Raw genomic sequence first — 15,606 nt, 5'->3', positions numbered from 1 at the left:
CCGACGGCATCGTTATTCATTCCACAGGGGGTTCTGCCCACAAGACAAGGCGGAACCCACCGTAGCAGGAGTCATCCATGGCAGAATCCCGCCATCAGATTTTTCATCAGCTCGCTGCCAGCGATTGGGGCGGTTTTCTCAAGGGTGTGGAAAAAGAGGGGCTGCGGGTTGACCGCAACGGCTTCATCGCTCAGACCCCGCACCCGCGCGCCCTTGGCTCCGCGCTGACGCACCCTGCCATAACCACCGACTACTCCGAAGCGCTGATGGAGCTGATTACCCCGGTGTTCTCCTCCACCCGGGGCATGTTGGATTCGCTGCGGGATATCCACCGGTTCGTGCAGCGTCACCTCGGCGACGAGGTGTTCTGGGCGGCCAGCATGCCCTGCGAACTGGACGGCGATGCCAGCATTCCCGTAGCCGAGTACGGTACGTCGAACATCGGTCGCCTGAAACACGTGTATCGCCAGGGTCTGGCTGTGCGTTATGGCCGGATGATGCAGAGTATTGCCGGGGCTCACTACAACGTATCGCTGCCCGATCGCTTCTGGTCGCTGTGGCAGGAAGCGCTGGGTGACGGTCAGAGCCTGAAGGATTTCAAGTCGGACCAGTACTTCTGGCTGATTCGCAATTTCCGCCGCCGTAGCTGGTTGCTGATGCTGCTGTTTGGCGCCTCGCCGGCGCTGGACAACAGCTTCGTGGCGAACGTGAAGCACGATCTGTCGCGCTTCAATAACACCACCTGGCACGGCTCGGATGCCACCTCACTGCGCATGGGGGATCTGGGGTATCACAACAATGCCCAGTCCTCGTTGAACATCTGTTTCAACGAGCTCAGCACCTACACCCGCACGCTGGACCGTGCCATTCACACCCAGTGGCCGGCCTATGAAGCCATTGGCACACGCCGCGGTGACGAATTCATCCAGATCAACACCAGCGTGCTGCAGATTGAAAACGAGTATTACAGTGCGGTGCGCCCCAAGCGCACCACCGAACGGGAGGAAAAACCGATCCAGGCGCTTGAGGCCCGTGGCGTGGAATACATCGAGGTGCGCTGCCTTGATCTGGACCCGTTCTCTGCTGTGGGTGTTTCCGAAAGCCAGATCGACTTTCTGGATCTGTTCCTGCTCGACTGTCTGCTGTCTGACAGCCCGCGCATCGGCGACGCGGAATGCGAGCGTCTGGACGACAACTACAAAGACGTTGTGGCCCATGGCCGGGACCTGTCCATGGCGCTGTGCCAGGGCGGTCATCGCTCCGCGGTCGGAGACGCTGCCGCTGAGCTGCTTTCCGGTCTTGAGCCACTGGCTGAGCGTCTGGATGGCTGGGCCGGTGGCGACAGCTATCGCCGCGCGCTTCAGGCCCAGCGTGCCAAGCTGGAGGCACCGGAGCAGATTCCGTCGGCGCGGGTAACCCGTGCCATGGCCGAGGCCGGGTTGGGGCACCGGGAGTGGGTTCAGTTCATGTCTCTGCAGCACCAGCGCAGCCTTCGTGAGGAGGCGTTTGCCACGACGTCCGAGGCGGAGTTCGAACGCATGTCCGAGCGCTCCCACGGCGAACAGGCGGATATGGAAGCCGCTGACACGCTGCCGTTCGGCGACTTCCTCGAGCAGTACCTGGCTTCCTGAGAACCGGGATCAGGGCCGGGGGTCACAGCCCGGCCGGACCTGCCGCACAGAATCTGCACAAACATTTGTCAGCTTCTGACCCTGCTGTTACGTTCTTTAGCAACAGTGTCACTGTGTGTTTCCGTGACCATCAGGCATCAGGGAGAGCCGGCATGGCCAGAGATATCAAGCTGGGTTGGGATGTGGAATCACTGAACAAAGCCTACCGCCAGGGTTATATGGCCGCGTCCATGGGCATGGAACGCAGCCGCTGCCCGTATCGCGGCGAGGTGGTGATTGCCGCCTGGGAGGCGGGCTGGGAAGATGCCGGGCAGATCGCCCGCGAGCAGCTTCCCGCCAGCGATGACCTGTTTTCCCGCATTGCCTGACCGGGCGCCGGTTATCCGCCCTATCGCTGTACCACAAACTCGGTAAACAGCACCCCGGTGATCGCCTCTCCGGTCTGTTGTTCTTCCAGGGCAGCATTGATCCGACGTGTCGCTTCTTCCCCGAGTGCAGACTGCCCACCCCCTGTTGCCAGGCGGTCGGTATCGGTCTGCTCCCCGAACAGCATCACCAGCTCGTGCCGCAGGCGCGGCATGTGAGCTTCGACCGCCGGCCGTGTGGTTTCTTTCGACGCCCGCAGGGTCACCGACGCTTTCAGGTAGGTCAGTTTGTTCCCGGCTTCGCCCACATGGGTGACAAACGGCGGATCCATCTCGATGTAATCGGTGATCTTCGCTTCCTGGTTCTCCTCCTGACTCTCCTCCTGACTTTCTGGGTCGGATGCCTCGTTCTGAGCCAGGGCGGTGGCCACGGGCGCGGCCGGAATCAGGCACATCAGGATCAGGAAAAAGCGCTTTAGCTGAGGTGTCATAGGCTTGAAGTTCACTATGGTTTAGGGTTTAGTGGCAGACCAATGGCGATAACCGCCCGGTTCTCGCAGAATAGCAGGCCCCGGGGCTGCTTGCAGCACCCTGTGAACGCCCGCCGATCTCTGGCGGCTCGGCGGGCCCGAATGTCTTTCCCGAGGTGAACTCTTGACGTCCAGACTGGTTTTTTCCGGAATCTTTGTGGTGTGTGCCGCCCTGCTGGGTGTGGCGTTTTACATGGAGCATGTGATGGGGCTGGAGCCCTGCCCGCTTTGCTGGCTGCAACGTTTCGGATTTATGGGCGCTGCGCTGGTGAGCCTGCTGGCGGTGCTGCATAACCCCCGCGGTTTTGGCGTGCGGGTATACGGCTTCCTGCTGGCGCTGGCCGCGGGCGCCGGTCTTGCGGTTGCCGGCCGCCAGCTGTGGTTGCAGAGCCTGCCTGCGGATCAGGTGCCTGCCTGCGGTCCCTCGGTGGATTACATGCTGGATGTACTGCCGATCATGGAAGTGCTGACCACCGCCCTGCAAGGTACCGGTGACTGCGCCAAAGTGGTTTGGACCTTCCTCGGTCTCAGCATTCCCGGCTGGACGGCGGTGTTTTTCTCACTGCTGGTGGTGACCGGCCTGACGCTGATGTTTCGTCCCGCCAAAGGGTCGGAGTGGGTTAGTGCCTGAAACGGTTGCGGCCCACTGTAAGCATGGGGTACCTTGAGTCTCGTCACTATAAAAATGAACTTGAAACCGGACAGGTCAGGTAACTGGAGAGAGGCGTCATGTTGGAAAATTGCCGTAATGCGAGGGAGCGTTGGGGTGGCGTCAGCGAGCTGATTGATCGTTGGCTGAAGGAGCGCCAGGAGCTGCTGGTACATTATTGTGAGTTGTCCGGGGAGACCGACTACTCCCAGACAGAGGCCCTGCGGGAAAAGTTCGTCAGATTGTGTGAAGTTCTGGTGGATTACGTGTCAGCGGGCCATTTCGAGATCTATGAACAGCTGATTCAGGAAGCCCGGGAATTCAATGACGGTGGCCTGGAACTGGCAGCCAAGCTGTATCCGCGCATATCGCAGACGACGGAAACCGCGCTGAATTTCAATGATCGACTGAATGGCCAGTCGTTGAGCGAGGCACAGGTTCGGGAGCTGTTTGCGCAGCTGTCTGAGCTGGGAGAAATTCTGGAGAGCCGGTTCGAAATGGAAGATTACCTGATCGAACATCTGCACAACGCCCACGCTGACAAGGTGATGTCCTCAGCCTGATGGTTGGCGCGGTGTTCGCACTGCCGTGTCTGGAAGACCAGGCCGGCAGACTCCTCACCAACGGCGGAGGCTGCCGGCTCTGATAACCGGTTGTTACTCCGGGTTTACCTCGATCAGTTCCACGTCAAACACCAGTGTCTCATTGGGTCCGATGCTGTGGTTGCCACCCGGGCCGTAGGCCAGGTCAGACGGAATGTACAGTTTTGCCCGGCTGCCTTCGTTCATCAGTTGAAGTCCCTCGGTCCAGCCGGGAATCACCTGGTTGAGTCCAAAGGTTACCGGCTCGCCGCGCTCACGGGAGCTGTCAAAAACGTCGCCGGAAAGCAGTTCGCCGGTGTAGTGGACCTTCACCCGATCCGTTTCGCCGGGTTTGTCGCCGTCACCTTCTTCCAGAATTTCGTACTGCAGGCCTGACTCGGTGGTTTCCACGCCGTCACGCGCCGCGTTCTCGGCGAGGAAAGCCTCTCCGGCTTCTCTGTTCTTCTCGGCCAGATCTTCCATCTGCGAGGTTTCCTGCTCCTGCAGCTGTTGCTGATAGGCCATCAGCGCTTCCTGGACTTCCTCGCGGCTCATCCGGCTGACCTCTTCATCGCCGGCATGCCCATGTTTGATGCCCTGCAGGAACTGATCCATTTGCAGGTCTGGCAGATCGTTCTTCATCCGCTCACCAAGAACCAGTCCCATGCCGTAGCTGACTTTCTGGTCGGTCGAGTCCAGGCTGGGGTCTTTGGCGGAATCGGATTGAGTGGAGCAGCCGGCAACAATGCCGGTCACTGCCAGAGCGAGCAGTGCTTTCTTCATTTCATTGTCCTTTGTTGTCGGGAGGGGTCTGAATCAGCCCCCCTGTTGTGTTGACTTGAAATAGGGAAAGGTAGCGGGTTCTGTGACGAGATGCCACTGAACATGTGTTAAGAAACCGGTCAGGTGCCGGGCTCAACTGCCGTTGTTCGCAGGTGGCGTCGGAGCCAGCGAAAACGGCGCGCTGTAAGGCGACTGCCAATCGGTCTCCAGATTGGGTTCGGCAAGACGCGGCAGGCCACCGCTGTTCTGGCGCTCAATAGCGAGGGTGTTCCAGGAGCCGTTTTCCGGAGGCTTGTCGGCGTAGTGCCAGCTGCCATCGCTGTCCTGCCACTTGAACACGATATCCGGGCCTTCCACCGGCACCGGTGAAGGCACCAGACCTTCAAAGGCAGGAATCTGCTCCTTGGTGTCTGTTTCTGTCGTGCTGGTGACCGCCTGGGGTTCGGGCTCGTTAATGCCGAAGAAAATCAGGAACAGCAGGACGCCGAGGGCAGGGAATGCGAGCCGGATAAGCCACTTCATGATCATGCTCCCTGTTTTCCGGTCGAGAAAGCCACCACGTGACGCGCGAGGGCGTCCAGTAAGCGCCCGGTGTCCGGGTCCAACGCGGCCTTCGGGGCGGCCCCATTCAGGTTGGTGCGGGCCAGTTGTTCCAGTCCATGCATGCCGGCGTTCTCTTGTTGGGTTTCTGCGAGGCTCTGATAGGTCAAAGCCAGCTCAATCCGCTCCGCTTCCAGCTCACTGCGGGCAATTGACTCCCGTAGGCTCTTGGTGCCCGGTTGGTTTCGCGGGATAAATGTTCTGGCCGAGCGCAGCGACTCGGTTACATGTGTGCGCCACTCTGTTACCGTATCGGCTTCATTACCGATGTATTTCTGGCCTGAAATGGCAAGCCAGCATGCGCTTAAAATCCGGGTAACACTCCAGCCTTTGCGTTGTAAATCCAGGCAGGCGGTTTCGGTGCCGGGACTTGCCCAGAACGCGATAGCAAAACGCCAGAGCGGGTTGTCGGGTTCCAGTTCTGTCACTTTCCGCTCCAGGACGCGCTGCATAGTGGCCTTATGTACGTTCTGTGAAAAATATCCTGATAAAATGACAACATGTTAACGATAACCGATCTCAGTTTACAACGGGGCGGCGTCTGGTTACTAGACGCCGTCAGCGTCACTATTCAACCGGGCCAGCGGGTGGCGATTGTCGGTGCCAATGGCGCGGGCAAATCCAGTCTGTTCCAGCTGTTACTGGGCCAGCTGGCGCCGGAGCAGGGTACGGTATCGCTCCCCGGCGGTTGCCGCATCGCTCACATGGCTCAGGAAGTGGCGGCGTCTGCTCGCACCGCGCTGGATTTTGTGCTGGATGGCGATCACGATCTGCGGCGGATGGAGCGGGAACTGGCCGACGCCGAACAGCGCGGCGACGATCACGCCCAGGCCCGAATCCATGGTGAGCTCGATGTGCACGAAGCCTGGTCGGCGCCGCGTCGGGCGGAGTCGCTGTTGCGGGGGCTGGGCTTTGCCGATGCCGACGCGCTGCGACCGGTTTCTGCATTCTCCGGGGGCTGGCGTATCCGCCTGAACCTGGCTCAGGCACTGATGCGGCCCTCGGATCTGTTGCTGCTGGATGAGCCCACCAACCATCTGGATCTTGACGCCTGCCTCTGGCTCGAAAACTGGCTGCGTCGCTATGCCGGCACCCTGCTGTTCATCTCCCACGATCGCGATTTCATGGATCGGGTCGCCACCCATGTGGTGCACTTTGACCAGCGCAAACTGGAGGTGTATACCGGCAACTACTCGGCGTTCGAAGGTCAACGCAGTGAACGGCTGGCCCAGCAACAGGCGGGCTTCGAGCGCCAGCAGGCGCGAATTGCGGAAATCCAGCGGTTTATTGACCGGTTCAAGGCCAAGGCGACCAAGGCGCGGCAGGCTCAAAGCCGGGTCAAGGCGCTGGAGCGCATGGAGAAAATTGCCCCCGCGCACGTGGATTCGCCGTTCAGCTTCGAATTTCCGGTTGCCGACAAAGTGTCGAACCCGCTGCTGTCCATTCGCAACGGTGTGGCCGGTTACGGCGAGACCACCATTCTTGCGGGCATCAATCTGAGTTTGTTGCCGGGTAGCCGGGTGGGCCTGCTTGGCCCCAACGGTGCCGGCAAGTCTACGTTGATGGACGCGTTACGGGGTGAGTCCACGCTGCTGGCCGGCGAGCGCACCACCGGAGAGCACCTGGCCATCGGCTATTTCGCCCAGCATCAACTGGAATCCCTCGATCTGGATGCCAGCCCTTTTCTCCACTTGCAAAGGCTGTCGCCCCGGGCCTCGGAGCAGAGCATTCGCAACTTTCTGGGGGGCTTTGATTTTCACGGTGATGAGGCGCTCAGTGCCATCCGTTCGTTCTCCGGTGGCGAGAAAGCTCGCGTAGCGCTGGCGGTGATTGCCTGGCAGAAGCCGAACCTGCTGTTGCTGGATGAGCCCACCAACCACCTGGATCTGGAAATGCGCCAGGCGCTCACCATGGCGCTGCAGAATTTTGACGGCGCCATTGTGGTGGTGTCCCACGACCGGCACCTGCTGCGGAATACCGTCGACGAGTTCTGGCTGGTTCACGACGGCCGTGTCAGCGATTACGACGGCGATCTGGAGGATTATGAGCGCTGGCTGGCGGATCGTCGCAAGGATGAGACAGAGGCGCCGAAGCGTACACCCCAGGGTGGCCCGCCTTCGGCCGGAGCCTCAGGCGCCTCCGCAGGCGAGGCTGTCGGGGAAAGCGCGGAGGATCGCAAGGCCCGTAAGCGGGCCGAGGCGGCTCTGCGTCAGAAGCTGAGCCCGTATCGTAAGAAGCAGGCGACACTGGAGCAATCCATGGAGCAATTGCAGCAGGAACTCGCGTTGCTGGAGGAATCGCTGTCGGCGCCGGAGCTCTACCAGGAAAGCGGCAAGGCGCTGCTCAAGGAGCGGCTCGGCGAGCAGGCGCAACTGAAAAGCCGGCTGGAGGAGGTCGAGGCTGAGTGGCTGGAAATCAGTGAAACGGTGGAAAATCTCGAGGCGGAACTGGTGGCCTAGGGGTTTACGTCCAGGGTGAACCCCTGTTTGGCCAGGTATTCTGCCTCGTTTTCCAGATCCGCCAGAGTCAGCGGACGCTCATCGAGCCAGCCATCGGGGAACTCGACGGCGAGGCGATCGTCTCCGGCGTGGAGGCGAAATGCCGGCGGCGCCTCCATGTTCCGCGGGTGCTGAAGCAACACGCCGAGGCGCACCAGCACGCACAGATATTTCAGGCGCGGAATTTCCTCAGGATCAAGACCCTCGAAGATCGCGGAGGCAAACTTCCGGCGATGGCCCCGTACCAGGGTGGCCAGGTCGCGCTGGAATTGCTGGCTGAAGCCGGGCAGGTCGGAGTAGCGCAACAGGTAGGCGCCATGTTTGTGGTACTGGCTGTGGGAGATGGTCAGGCCGATCTCGTGCAGGCGACACGCCCAGCGCAAGACCTCCTCATCCGGTGCGGTGCGCAGCGCCCAGGTGTCGGCGACCTGGTCCCAGGCGGCGATGGTGGTGTCTTCCACGGCGCGACCGTGGGCCTGATCCACGTGATAGCGCTCCTGCAGCGCGGTGATGGTTCGCTCCCGCACGTCTTCATGCCGGATTCTTCCGACGATATCGTAGAGCAGGCCCTCCCTCAGCGCGCCCTCGGCAAACGACATGTCCTCGATCTGCAGCGATTGGAAAGCCCCCATCAGAATGGCGAAGCCGGCGGGAAAAATGCTCTGGCGGTCGGCCCGTACGCCAAGGTCGCCGAGCTTCTCCACCTTGCCCATGCTGACCAGACGCTGACGCAATTCGGTCATCGCCTCCAGCGTGATCGTACCGTCGGTGATTTTCAGCGTTTCCAGAACGCTGGCAATCGCCTTGATCGACCCGGAAGAACCGACCGCGCTCTGCCAGCCTACGCTGCGGAAATGCCGGCGAATGTTCAGCAGCTCCTGCTGGGCGTGGGTCACGGCTTTGTCCATTTGTCGGCGGGCAATCTTGCCGTCGGCGAAGTAACGATTGCGGAAAGACACGCAGCCCATGTGCAGGCTTTCCAGCTCCTGGGGCTCAAAACGTTCGCCGATGATGAACTCGGTGCTGCCGCCGCCAATGTCGATCACCAGGCGGCGACCACTGTCGTCAGAGAGGGTGTGGGACACTCCGAGATAGATCAGCCGAGCCTCCTCGCGCCCGGCGATGATCTCGACCGGATACCCCAGAACCCGCTCCGCCCGTGACATGAATTCCTGGGCATTGCGCGCCACCCGCAGCGCATTGGTGCCGACAATCTGCACCGTTTCCGGGTGCATACCCTGCAGGCGCTGTGCGAATCGGCTGAGGCAGGCCAGCGCCCGTTGCTGGGCGTCTTCGGTCAGGCGATTGTAGGTGTCCAGGCCCGCGCCAAGCTGAACCTTCTCCCCCATTTTCTCGAGGGTTCGTATTTCACCGTGAACAAGGCGGGCAACCACCATGTGGAAGCTGTTGGAGCCCATGTCGATGGCGGCAAGCAGCTCGGGCGTGGTGGTGTCTGATTCGGCAGAGGGGGTGGCCGTCACGTGTGAAGATTTCCTCTTGGCGTTACCGGTGCCGGTACTATAAGCGAATTCCGGCGGGTCTGTCAGTAAAGGCTGCCAGCGGATTTGACCCTCCGTCAGTATAGCGGGAAACCGAGAGGTGGGCGGAACCGCTTCACAGACGGCGGACCAATCGCGTAAAGTATGCGCTACTGAGATGAGGATGAATGGCCGCCGGACACACCCAGGGCAGCCTTCAGCAACGTTCAACAGCACCGACGCTTCGGCATGGGCCGTAAGCTTTCCAAGGTGCCGGAATCGGGAAAAGGTAATGAGCGGAAATATCGTAAACGTAACCGACGCATCCTTCGAACAGGACGTACTGCAGTCTGACGTGCCTGTGTTGGTGGACTACTGGGCCGAGTGGTGTGGCCCGTGCAAGATGATCGCGCCGGTGCTGGAAGAAATCGCCGATGAATACGACGGCAAGCTGAAAATCTGCAAGCTCAACATCGACGAAAACGAGCAGACTCCGCCCAAGTTCAACATCCGCGGCATTCCCACCCTGATGCTGTTCAAGAATGGCAACGTGGACGCCACCAAAGTGGGCGCACTGTCCAAGTCCCAGCTCGCGGCCTTCCTCGACAGCAATCTCTGATTGCTGGCCGCAAGCCGGAAGCCGCCCCTGAGTCTGAGCTCACGGGCGGTTTTTTTTATGGCTTCAGCACACCGGGGTGCCGTGCCAGATCCGAGGCTTTCTGCTCGACCCAATGCTCCGATGATCCGGACAGCTCCTTTTTCCAGAACGGCGCGGATGTTTTCAGCGCATCCATGATGAACGCGCAGGCGGCGAAGGCATCCCCGCGATGGGCACTGCAGACGCCGACGAACACGATCTGATCGCACAGCGCCAGTTCGCCCACCCGGTGCACCACCCGCGCCTTGCGGACATCCCAGCGTCCGGCAGCTTCGGCAATCAGGCCCTCGATCACCTGCTCCGTCATCCCCGGGTAGTGCTCCAGGAACAAACCGTTGACCCCCTGCAAATCACCGCTGTCGCGGACCAGCCCGGTGAACGTCGCGATCGCGCCGGTGCCGGGGCCACTGTCACGCATTGCCTGATACTCGGCGGCGGTGTCGAAATCGTCCTGCTGGACGGAGATGGAATAGTTCATGTCAGCCTCCGGTTACCGGCGGAAAAAACGCCACCTCATCCCCGGGCCCGATCGGCGTGTCCGGTTTGGCCATGGTCTGGTTAACGGCGATCATCACCGGTTGAGCGCCGGTCAGCTGTGCCCACGCACCCCCTCGCCGAGCCAGTTCAGTCAGCAACTGGCCGGCGGTGGTATCGGGTTGTATCGGCAGTGTCAGGCTTTCGGTGTTCAGTTCTTCCCGCAGGCGGGCAAAGAAACGGACAGTCAGCGTGTGGTCTTCGCTCATGGTTACCCCAGCAGCTCTGCGAACGAATAATATGTGATCATATCACCGGGGCTGACCGTCGTGTGTTCCGGCACCACCGCCAGCCCGTCCGCCCAGCAGGCGGAGCTGAGCATGCCGGAACTCTGGTTCGGATAGGCCGCCACGGTCACCTGCTGGTCATTCCATTCCTTACGTGCACGGACAAACTCCCGTCGGGCAGACGTCGACGTCACCGCAAAACCGGCGGGCAGTTGCTCGCCCCGGACCCGGATATCAGCCACACCCTGGCGCTTGCGGAGGTAGGGCAGGCCAACCATTAGAAATGTCACCAGCACAGAGGCCGGGTTGCCGGGCAGGCCCAGAACGGGCGTGCCGTCCATCTCGCCAAAGGCCAGGGGCTTGCCCGGCTTGATGGCCAGCCGCCACAGGGACAGCTCACCGGATTCCTCCAGCACGGCCCGCACGTGATCTTCCTCACCTACCGAGACACCCCCACTGGTGATGATCAGATCGGCCTCTGCGGCCGCTCGCACCAGCGTCGCGCGGGTGGCCTCGCGGGTATCCCGCAGGGTTTCGCACAGCACCACGTCACAGCCGGCCTGGGCCAGCAAGCCCAGCAGGGTGAAGCGATTAGAGTTGTAGATCTGCCCGGGTTTCAGGGCGGTTCCCGGGTCCACCAGTTCGTCCCCGGTGTTCAGGATCGCTACTCTGAGGCGGCGCCACACCGGTACCTGCGACGCCCCGAGGGACGCCAGAACGCCCATTTCCTGGGGGCGGATGCGGCTTCCGCGTGCCAGCGCAACGTCACCCGCACGCAGATCCTGGCCGCGGCGCCGGATGTTCTGGCCCGCGTTCGCTTCGGTCTGGATGACGATACCTGCGTCGGTCACCTCGACGTGTTCCTGCATCACCACTGCGTCGGCACCGTCGGGGATTTCCGAACCGGTGAAGAGGCGAACGGCAGTTCCCGGTTCAATGGCTGAGGGTGCCTGGCCGGCGGCTATCCGTGCCGAGACCGCAAGGGCGTGGCCGGCCGTCAGGTCCCCGGCGCGAACGGCGTAGCCGTCTACCCCGCTGTTGTCCGCCGGCGGGACATCCGCCGGCACATGTTGATCCTCCGTCAGAATGCGTCCGAGGCTCTCGGCCAGGGGTACGATTTCCTGAGCGGTGACAGGCCTGGCCTGATCCAGCAGCAGCGCGACGGCCTCCTCCAGCGGGGTTAACAGTTGGCCGGTCATGATTACTTCTGCCCCCGGCCGCCAATTTTTTCGTGCACGCGGTTATGGGGGCTGGCGGGTTTGCCCAGCACCAGCGCCGAGAAGTTGCAGGGGGTGTGGCGGCTGTCCAGTTGAGAGCTCAGAATGCCGTTCCAGCCGGTGCGGCAGGCGCCGGTGGAACCGGGCAGGCAGAAAATCACGGTGTGGTTGGCCAGTCCTCCGAACGCCCGGGACTGAACGGTAGAGCTGCCAATCTCCGTCGCCGACAGCCGGCGGAATTCTTCGCCGAACCCTTCAATGGCCTTATCCAGCAGCGGCGCCACCGCCTCCGGTGTGCTGTCGCGCTCATGAAAGCCGGTGCCGCCGGTAATGATAACCGCGTGAACATCGGGATCGGCAATCCACAGTGACATCAGTGCGCGCACCAGGTACACGTCGTCGGGGAGAATGCGCCGGGCGATCAGTTGGTGACCGGCCTCAATAACGCTGTCTTCCAGGAACTGACCGGACGTGTCTTCGTCGACACCGCGAGTGTCAGATACGGTCAGGATGGCAATGTTCAGGGGCTTGAGCTTGCTGCTGCTCTCACTACTCATGGTGTCGCTCCGCAGATTGACTGGCTGTTTGTGGTTAGTATCCCCATAGCCCGGGAGGAATGGAAGGGGAGGACCATCCATGGCGGGGTGGCGGATGGTGGTTTATTTTTAGCCAGCATTACTTGACATTCACAGGTCAGGTGGCCGATTATCCTTGTTGCCCGACGAATGGTTGTTCTTCCCGTCTCTGGCTTCAGTACTTTTCCGGCTTTCTTCATTATACCGGTTGCTCCATCTGGCCAGCACCAAGATCAGCTAATACCCGATCAATCCGTTCAAGGGCATTCCTGTCATTCCAATATTCGCTTACTTCCATTCCTGACTATCTAACAACCTATGAACCTTACTGAACTCAAGCAGAACTCCATGCCCGAATTGCTCGACATCGCGCAAGAGATGGGCCTCGATAACCTGGCCCGTTCGCGCAAGCAGGATGTCATTTTTACGATCCTGAAGAAGCATGCCAAGGGCGGTGAAGACATCTACGGTGATGGCGTACTGGAAATTCTGCAGGACGGTTTCGGCTTCCTCCGTTCCGCCGATGCTTCCTACCTGGCTGGCCCCGACGATATCTACGTGTCCCCCAGCCAGATTCGTCGTTTCAACCTGCGGACCGGTGATACCGTCGCTGGCAAGATCCGCCCGCCGAAAGACGGCGAGCGCTATTTTGCCCTGCTGAAAGTTAACGAGATTAACTTCGACAAGCCGGACAATGCCCGTAACAAGATTCTGTTCGAAAACCTCACGCCGCTGTTCCCGGACGAGCGCCTGATGCTCGAAGCCGGTAATGGCAGCACCGAGGATCTTTCGTCACGGGTTCTGGATCTGGTAGCGCCCATCGGCAAGGGCCAGCGTGGCCTCATCGTCTCCCCGCCCAAGGCCGGTAAGACGTTGCTGATGCAGAGCATCGCCCAGTCCATCACCCGCAACAACCCGGAATGCCATGTCATGGTATTGCTCATCGACGAGCGTCCGGAAGAAGTGACCGAAATGCAGCGCACCGTGCGCGGTGAAGTCATCGCCTCCACCTTCGACGAGCCGCCGGCCCGTCACGTGCAGGTGGCGGAAATGGTGATCGAGAAGGCCAAGCGCCTGGTGGAGCACAAGAAAGACGTGGTCATCCTGCTGGACTCCATCACCCGTCTGGCGCGTGCCTACAACACCGTGATTCCGTCCTCCGGCAAGGTCCTGACCGGCGGTGTGGACGCCCACGCCCTTGAGAAGCCCAAGCGGTTCTTTGGTGCGGCCCGTAACGTGGAAGAGGGCGGCAGTCTGACCATCCTTGCCACTGCGCTGGTCAACACCGGTTCCAAGATGGACGAGGTGATCTACGAGGAGTTCAAAGGTACCGGCAATATGGAGATCCACCTGGATCGCAAGATTGCCGAGAAGCGTACCTATCCGGCCATCAACATTCGCAGCTCCGGCACCCGTCGCGAGGACCTGCTGATGTCCGAAGCGGATATCCAGCGCGTCTGGATCCTGCGCAAGCTGCTGCACTCCATGGACGACGACACCGCCGCCATCGAGTTCCTGCTGGACAAGCTGAAAGAAACCAAGACCAACGCCGAGTTCTTCGACTCCATGAAGCGTCGTTGATAGTCGGTCGAGGATGCCGGCCGGCTTGTGGCGCCGTCATCTGAAGCCCGCTGAATGAGGTGTGGGGCAGGGGTTCCAAAACAGTCAGGGAAACCAGTTTCCCGTTTTGGAACCCCTGCCCCACATCTCGTTCTACCCTCTGACAGCGGTCCGGAAAGGATCGACCTCCGTAGTATCTCGTGACACAAAACGGAGCACCTGATGAAGTACAACGACCTGAGAGACTTTATCGACCAGCTGGAAAAACTGGGCGAGTTAAAGCGTATTTCCGTCGAAGTGGATCCGCACCTGGAGATGACCGAGATCTGCGACCGCACGCTACGGGCCGGCGGCCCTGCGCTGTTGTTCGAGAACCCGAAAGGCTATGACATGCCGGTGCTGGCTAACCTGTTTGGCACGCCGAAGCGGGTGGCCATGGGCATGGGGCAGGACGACGTCACCGCGCTGCGGGATATCGGCAAGTTGTTGGCGTTTCTCAAGGAGCCGGACCCCCCCAAGGGTTTCCGCGATGCCATCGAGAAATTGCCGCTGTTTCGTCAGGTGATGCGCATGAGCCCCAAGGTGCTGCGCTCCGCACCCTGTCAGGATGTGGTGATCGAGAAGGATCAGGTCGACCTGTATCAGATTCCGGTGCAGCACTGCTGGCCCGGCGATGCCGGCCCGCTGGTGACCTGGCCGCTGGTGATTACCCGCGGTCCCCACAAGGAGCGGCAGAACCTGGGTATTTACCGGCAGCAGGTAATCGGCCGTAACAGACTGATCATGCGCTGGCTCAGCCATCGTGGCGGTGCACTGGATTTCCGGGAGTTCCAGAAAGCTAATCCGGGTCAGCCCTACCCGGTGGCGGTCGCGCTGGGAGCCGATCCGGCCACCATCCTTGGCGCGGTGACGCCGGTGCCCGATACCTTGTCCGAATACGCCTTTGCGGGCCTGTTGCGTGGTGGTCGCACCGAACTGGTGAAGTGCGGTCTCAGTGACCTGCAGGTGCCGGCCAGCGCGGAGATTGTGCTGGAGGGCTTCATTTATCCGGACGATATGGCGCCGGAAGGACCGTTCGGCGATCACACCGGGTACTACAACGAGGTGGACCAGTTTCCGGTGTTCACGGTGGAGCGGATGACCCACCGTAAGAACCCGATCTACCACAGCACCTACACCGGCCGCCCGCCGGATGAGCCTGCGATTCTTGGGGTGGCGCTGAACGAGGTGTTTATCCCGATCCTGCAGAAGCAGTTTCCGGAGATCGTGGATTTCTATCTGCCCCCGGAAGGTTGTTCCTACCGCCTTGCGGTGGTGACCATGAAGAAACAGTACCCGGGCCATGCCAAACGGGTGATGATGGGCGTATGGTCATTCTTGCGGCAGTTCATGTACACCAAGTTCGTGATCGTCACCGATGACGACGTCAACGCCCGGGACTGGCAGGACGTGATCTGGGCCATGACTACCCGCATGGATCCGGTCCGGGACACCACCATGGTGGAAAGTACGCCGATTGACTATCTGGATTTTGCCTCGCCGGTGTCCGGTTTGGGATCCAAAATGGGGATGGACGCGACCAACAAATGGCCGGGTGAAACCGATCGGGAGTGGGGCACGCCGATTACCATGACCGAGGACGTCAAGCAGCGGGTCGACGAGCTCTGGGACAGCCTGGGGATTGAAAAATCGCCGGCTCGCCCCGACTAACGAGGCATTC

At 60.9% G+C, this 15,606-nt stretch carries 17 protein-coding genes; 8 read left to right on the top strand and 9 right to left on the bottom strand.

Going from position 1 to position 15,606, the window contains the following annotated elements:
• Nucleotides 1–77: 77 nt before the first annotated feature.
• Together gshA and rmf are read left to right on the top strand one after the other, a co-directional pair.
• Nucleotides 78–1,631, top strand: coding sequence for a glutamate--cysteine ligase (gene gshA, locus R0125_RS10040; protein ID WP_317238051.1), 1,554 nt, complete (start codon nt 78–80; stop codon nt 1,629–1,631).
• A 152-nt stretch (nt 1,632–1,783) separates the two neighbouring features.
• A complete protein-coding gene (gene rmf, locus R0125_RS10035; protein ID WP_317238050.1) occupies nt 1,784–1,999 on the top strand; it encodes a ribosome modulation factor in 216 nt (71 codons plus the stop codon).
• Between the two features lie 20 nt (nt 2,000–2,019).
• Here the strand turns inward: rmf and fliL are convergent, their stop codons facing one another.
• Nucleotides 2,020–2,487 carry a flagellar basal body-associated protein FliL gene (gene fliL, locus R0125_RS10030; protein WP_248185239.1) on the bottom strand — a complete coding sequence of 156 codons (468 nt, stop codon included), beginning with the start codon at nt 2,485–2,487 and terminating at the stop codon, nt 2,020–2,022.
• A 163-nt stretch (nt 2,488–2,650) separates the two neighbouring features.
• Between fliL and R0125_RS10025 the strand changes: the two genes are divergently transcribed.
• Both R0125_RS10025 and rsd read left to right on the top strand, forming a co-directional pair.
• Nucleotides 2,651–3,157: a disulfide bond formation protein B gene (locus R0125_RS10025; protein WP_317238049.1), complete on the top strand. Its 507-nt coding sequence runs from the start codon at nt 2,651–2,653 to the stop codon at nt 3,155–3,157.
• 98 nt (nt 3,158–3,255) lie between these two features.
• On the top strand, nt 3,256–3,738 hold the full coding sequence (rsd, locus tag R0125_RS10020) for a sigma D regulator (protein WP_317238048.1): 483 nt from the start codon (nt 3,256–3,258) through the stop codon (nt 3,736–3,738).
• Between the two features lie 93 nt (nt 3,739–3,831).
• On the opposite strand, the gene R0125_RS10015 is transcribed toward rsd, so the two are convergent.
• The 3 genes from R0125_RS10015 to R0125_RS10005 form a co-directional block, all read right to left on the bottom strand.
• On the bottom strand, nt 3,832–4,539 hold the full coding sequence (locus R0125_RS10015) for an FKBP-type peptidyl-prolyl cis-trans isomerase (protein WP_248185235.1): 708 nt from the start codon (nt 4,537–4,539) through the stop codon (nt 3,832–3,834).
• 132 nt (nt 4,540–4,671) lie between these two features.
• Nucleotides 4,672–5,067, bottom strand: a complete 396-nt coding sequence (locus tag R0125_RS10010; RefSeq protein WP_248185233.1) for a DUF4124 domain-containing protein — start codon at nt 5,065–5,067, stop codon at nt 4,672–4,674.
• Entirely contained in the window at nt 5,064–5,567 is a 504-nt protein-coding gene (locus tag R0125_RS10005; RefSeq protein ID WP_317238047.1) for a DUF2390 domain-containing protein, read from the bottom strand. Before R0125_RS10005 ends, R0125_RS10010 begins: the two co-directional genes overlap by 4 nt.
• A gap of 72 nt (nt 5,568–5,639) precedes the next feature.
• Between R0125_RS10005 and R0125_RS10000 the strand changes: the two genes are divergently transcribed.
• On the top strand, nt 5,640–7,598 hold the full coding sequence (locus R0125_RS10000) for an ATP-binding cassette domain-containing protein (RefSeq protein WP_317238046.1): 1,959 nt from the start codon (nt 5,640–5,642) through the stop codon (nt 7,596–7,598).
• On the opposite strand, the gene ppx is transcribed toward R0125_RS10000, so the two are convergent.
• Nucleotides 7,595–9,118 (bottom strand): exopolyphosphatase, encoded by a 1,524-nt coding sequence (gene ppx / locus R0125_RS09995; RefSeq protein WP_317238045.1) that lies wholly within the window; start codon nt 9,116–9,118, stop codon nt 7,595–7,597. The two genes, R0125_RS10000 and ppx, sit on opposite strands and share 4 nt — an antisense overlap.
• Before the next feature lie 289 nt (nt 9,119–9,407).
• Between ppx and trxA the strand changes: the two genes are divergently transcribed.
• Nucleotides 9,408–9,734 (top strand): thioredoxin TrxA, encoded by a 327-nt coding sequence (gene trxA, locus R0125_RS09990; protein ID WP_012139190.1) that lies wholly within the window; start codon nt 9,408–9,410, stop codon nt 9,732–9,734.
• A 55-nt stretch (nt 9,735–9,789) separates the two neighbouring features.
• Here trxA and R0125_RS09985 read toward each other — a convergent pair whose 3' ends face one another.
• The 4 genes from R0125_RS09985 to moaB are packed head-to-tail and all read right to left on the bottom strand — an operon-like array spanning nt 9,790 to nt 12,308.
• Nucleotides 9,790–10,251 carry a molybdenum cofactor biosynthesis protein MoaE gene (locus tag R0125_RS09985; protein ID WP_317238044.1) on the bottom strand — a complete coding sequence of 154 codons (462 nt, stop codon included), beginning with the start codon at nt 10,249–10,251 and terminating at the stop codon, nt 9,790–9,792.
• A gap of 1 nt (nt 10,252) precedes the next feature.
• Entirely contained in the window at nt 10,253–10,516 is a 264-nt protein-coding gene (moaD, locus tag R0125_RS09980; RefSeq protein WP_248185224.1) for a molybdopterin converting factor subunit 1, read from the bottom strand.
• A 2-nt stretch (nt 10,517–10,518) separates the two neighbouring features.
• Nucleotides 10,519–11,733 (bottom strand): gephyrin-like molybdotransferase Glp, encoded by a 1,215-nt coding sequence (gene glp, locus R0125_RS09975; RefSeq protein WP_317238043.1) that lies wholly within the window; start codon nt 11,731–11,733, stop codon nt 10,519–10,521.
• A 2-nt stretch (nt 11,734–11,735) separates the two neighbouring features.
• The gene (gene moaB, locus R0125_RS09970) at nt 11,736–12,308 is read right to left on the bottom strand and encodes a molybdenum cofactor biosynthesis protein B (protein ID WP_248185220.1); all 573 of its coding nucleotides are present in this window, start codon (nt 12,306–12,308) and stop codon (nt 11,736–11,738) included.
• Nucleotides 12,309–12,644: 336 nt separating this feature from the next.
• On the opposite strand from moaB, the gene rho reads away from it, so the two are divergent.
• Together rho and ubiD are read left to right on the top strand one after the other, a co-directional pair.
• Nucleotides 12,645–13,907, top strand: a complete 1,263-nt coding sequence (gene rho / locus R0125_RS09965) for a transcription termination factor Rho (protein WP_248185219.1) — start codon at nt 12,645–12,647, stop codon at nt 13,905–13,907.
• A gap of 201 nt (nt 13,908–14,108) precedes the next feature.
• Entirely contained in the window at nt 14,109–15,596 is a 1,488-nt protein-coding gene (gene ubiD, locus R0125_RS09960) for a 4-hydroxy-3-polyprenylbenzoate decarboxylase (RefSeq protein WP_248185217.1), read from the top strand.
• Nucleotides 15,597–15,606 lie beyond the last annotated feature (10 nt).

The sequence above is a fragment of the Marinobacter sp. M-5 genome, assembly GCF_032911545.1.
GTDB lineage: Bacteria > Pseudomonadota > Gammaproteobacteria > Pseudomonadales > Oleiphilaceae > Marinobacter > Marinobacter goseongensis.
This window is presented reverse-complemented; position numbering and strand designations above follow the sequence as displayed.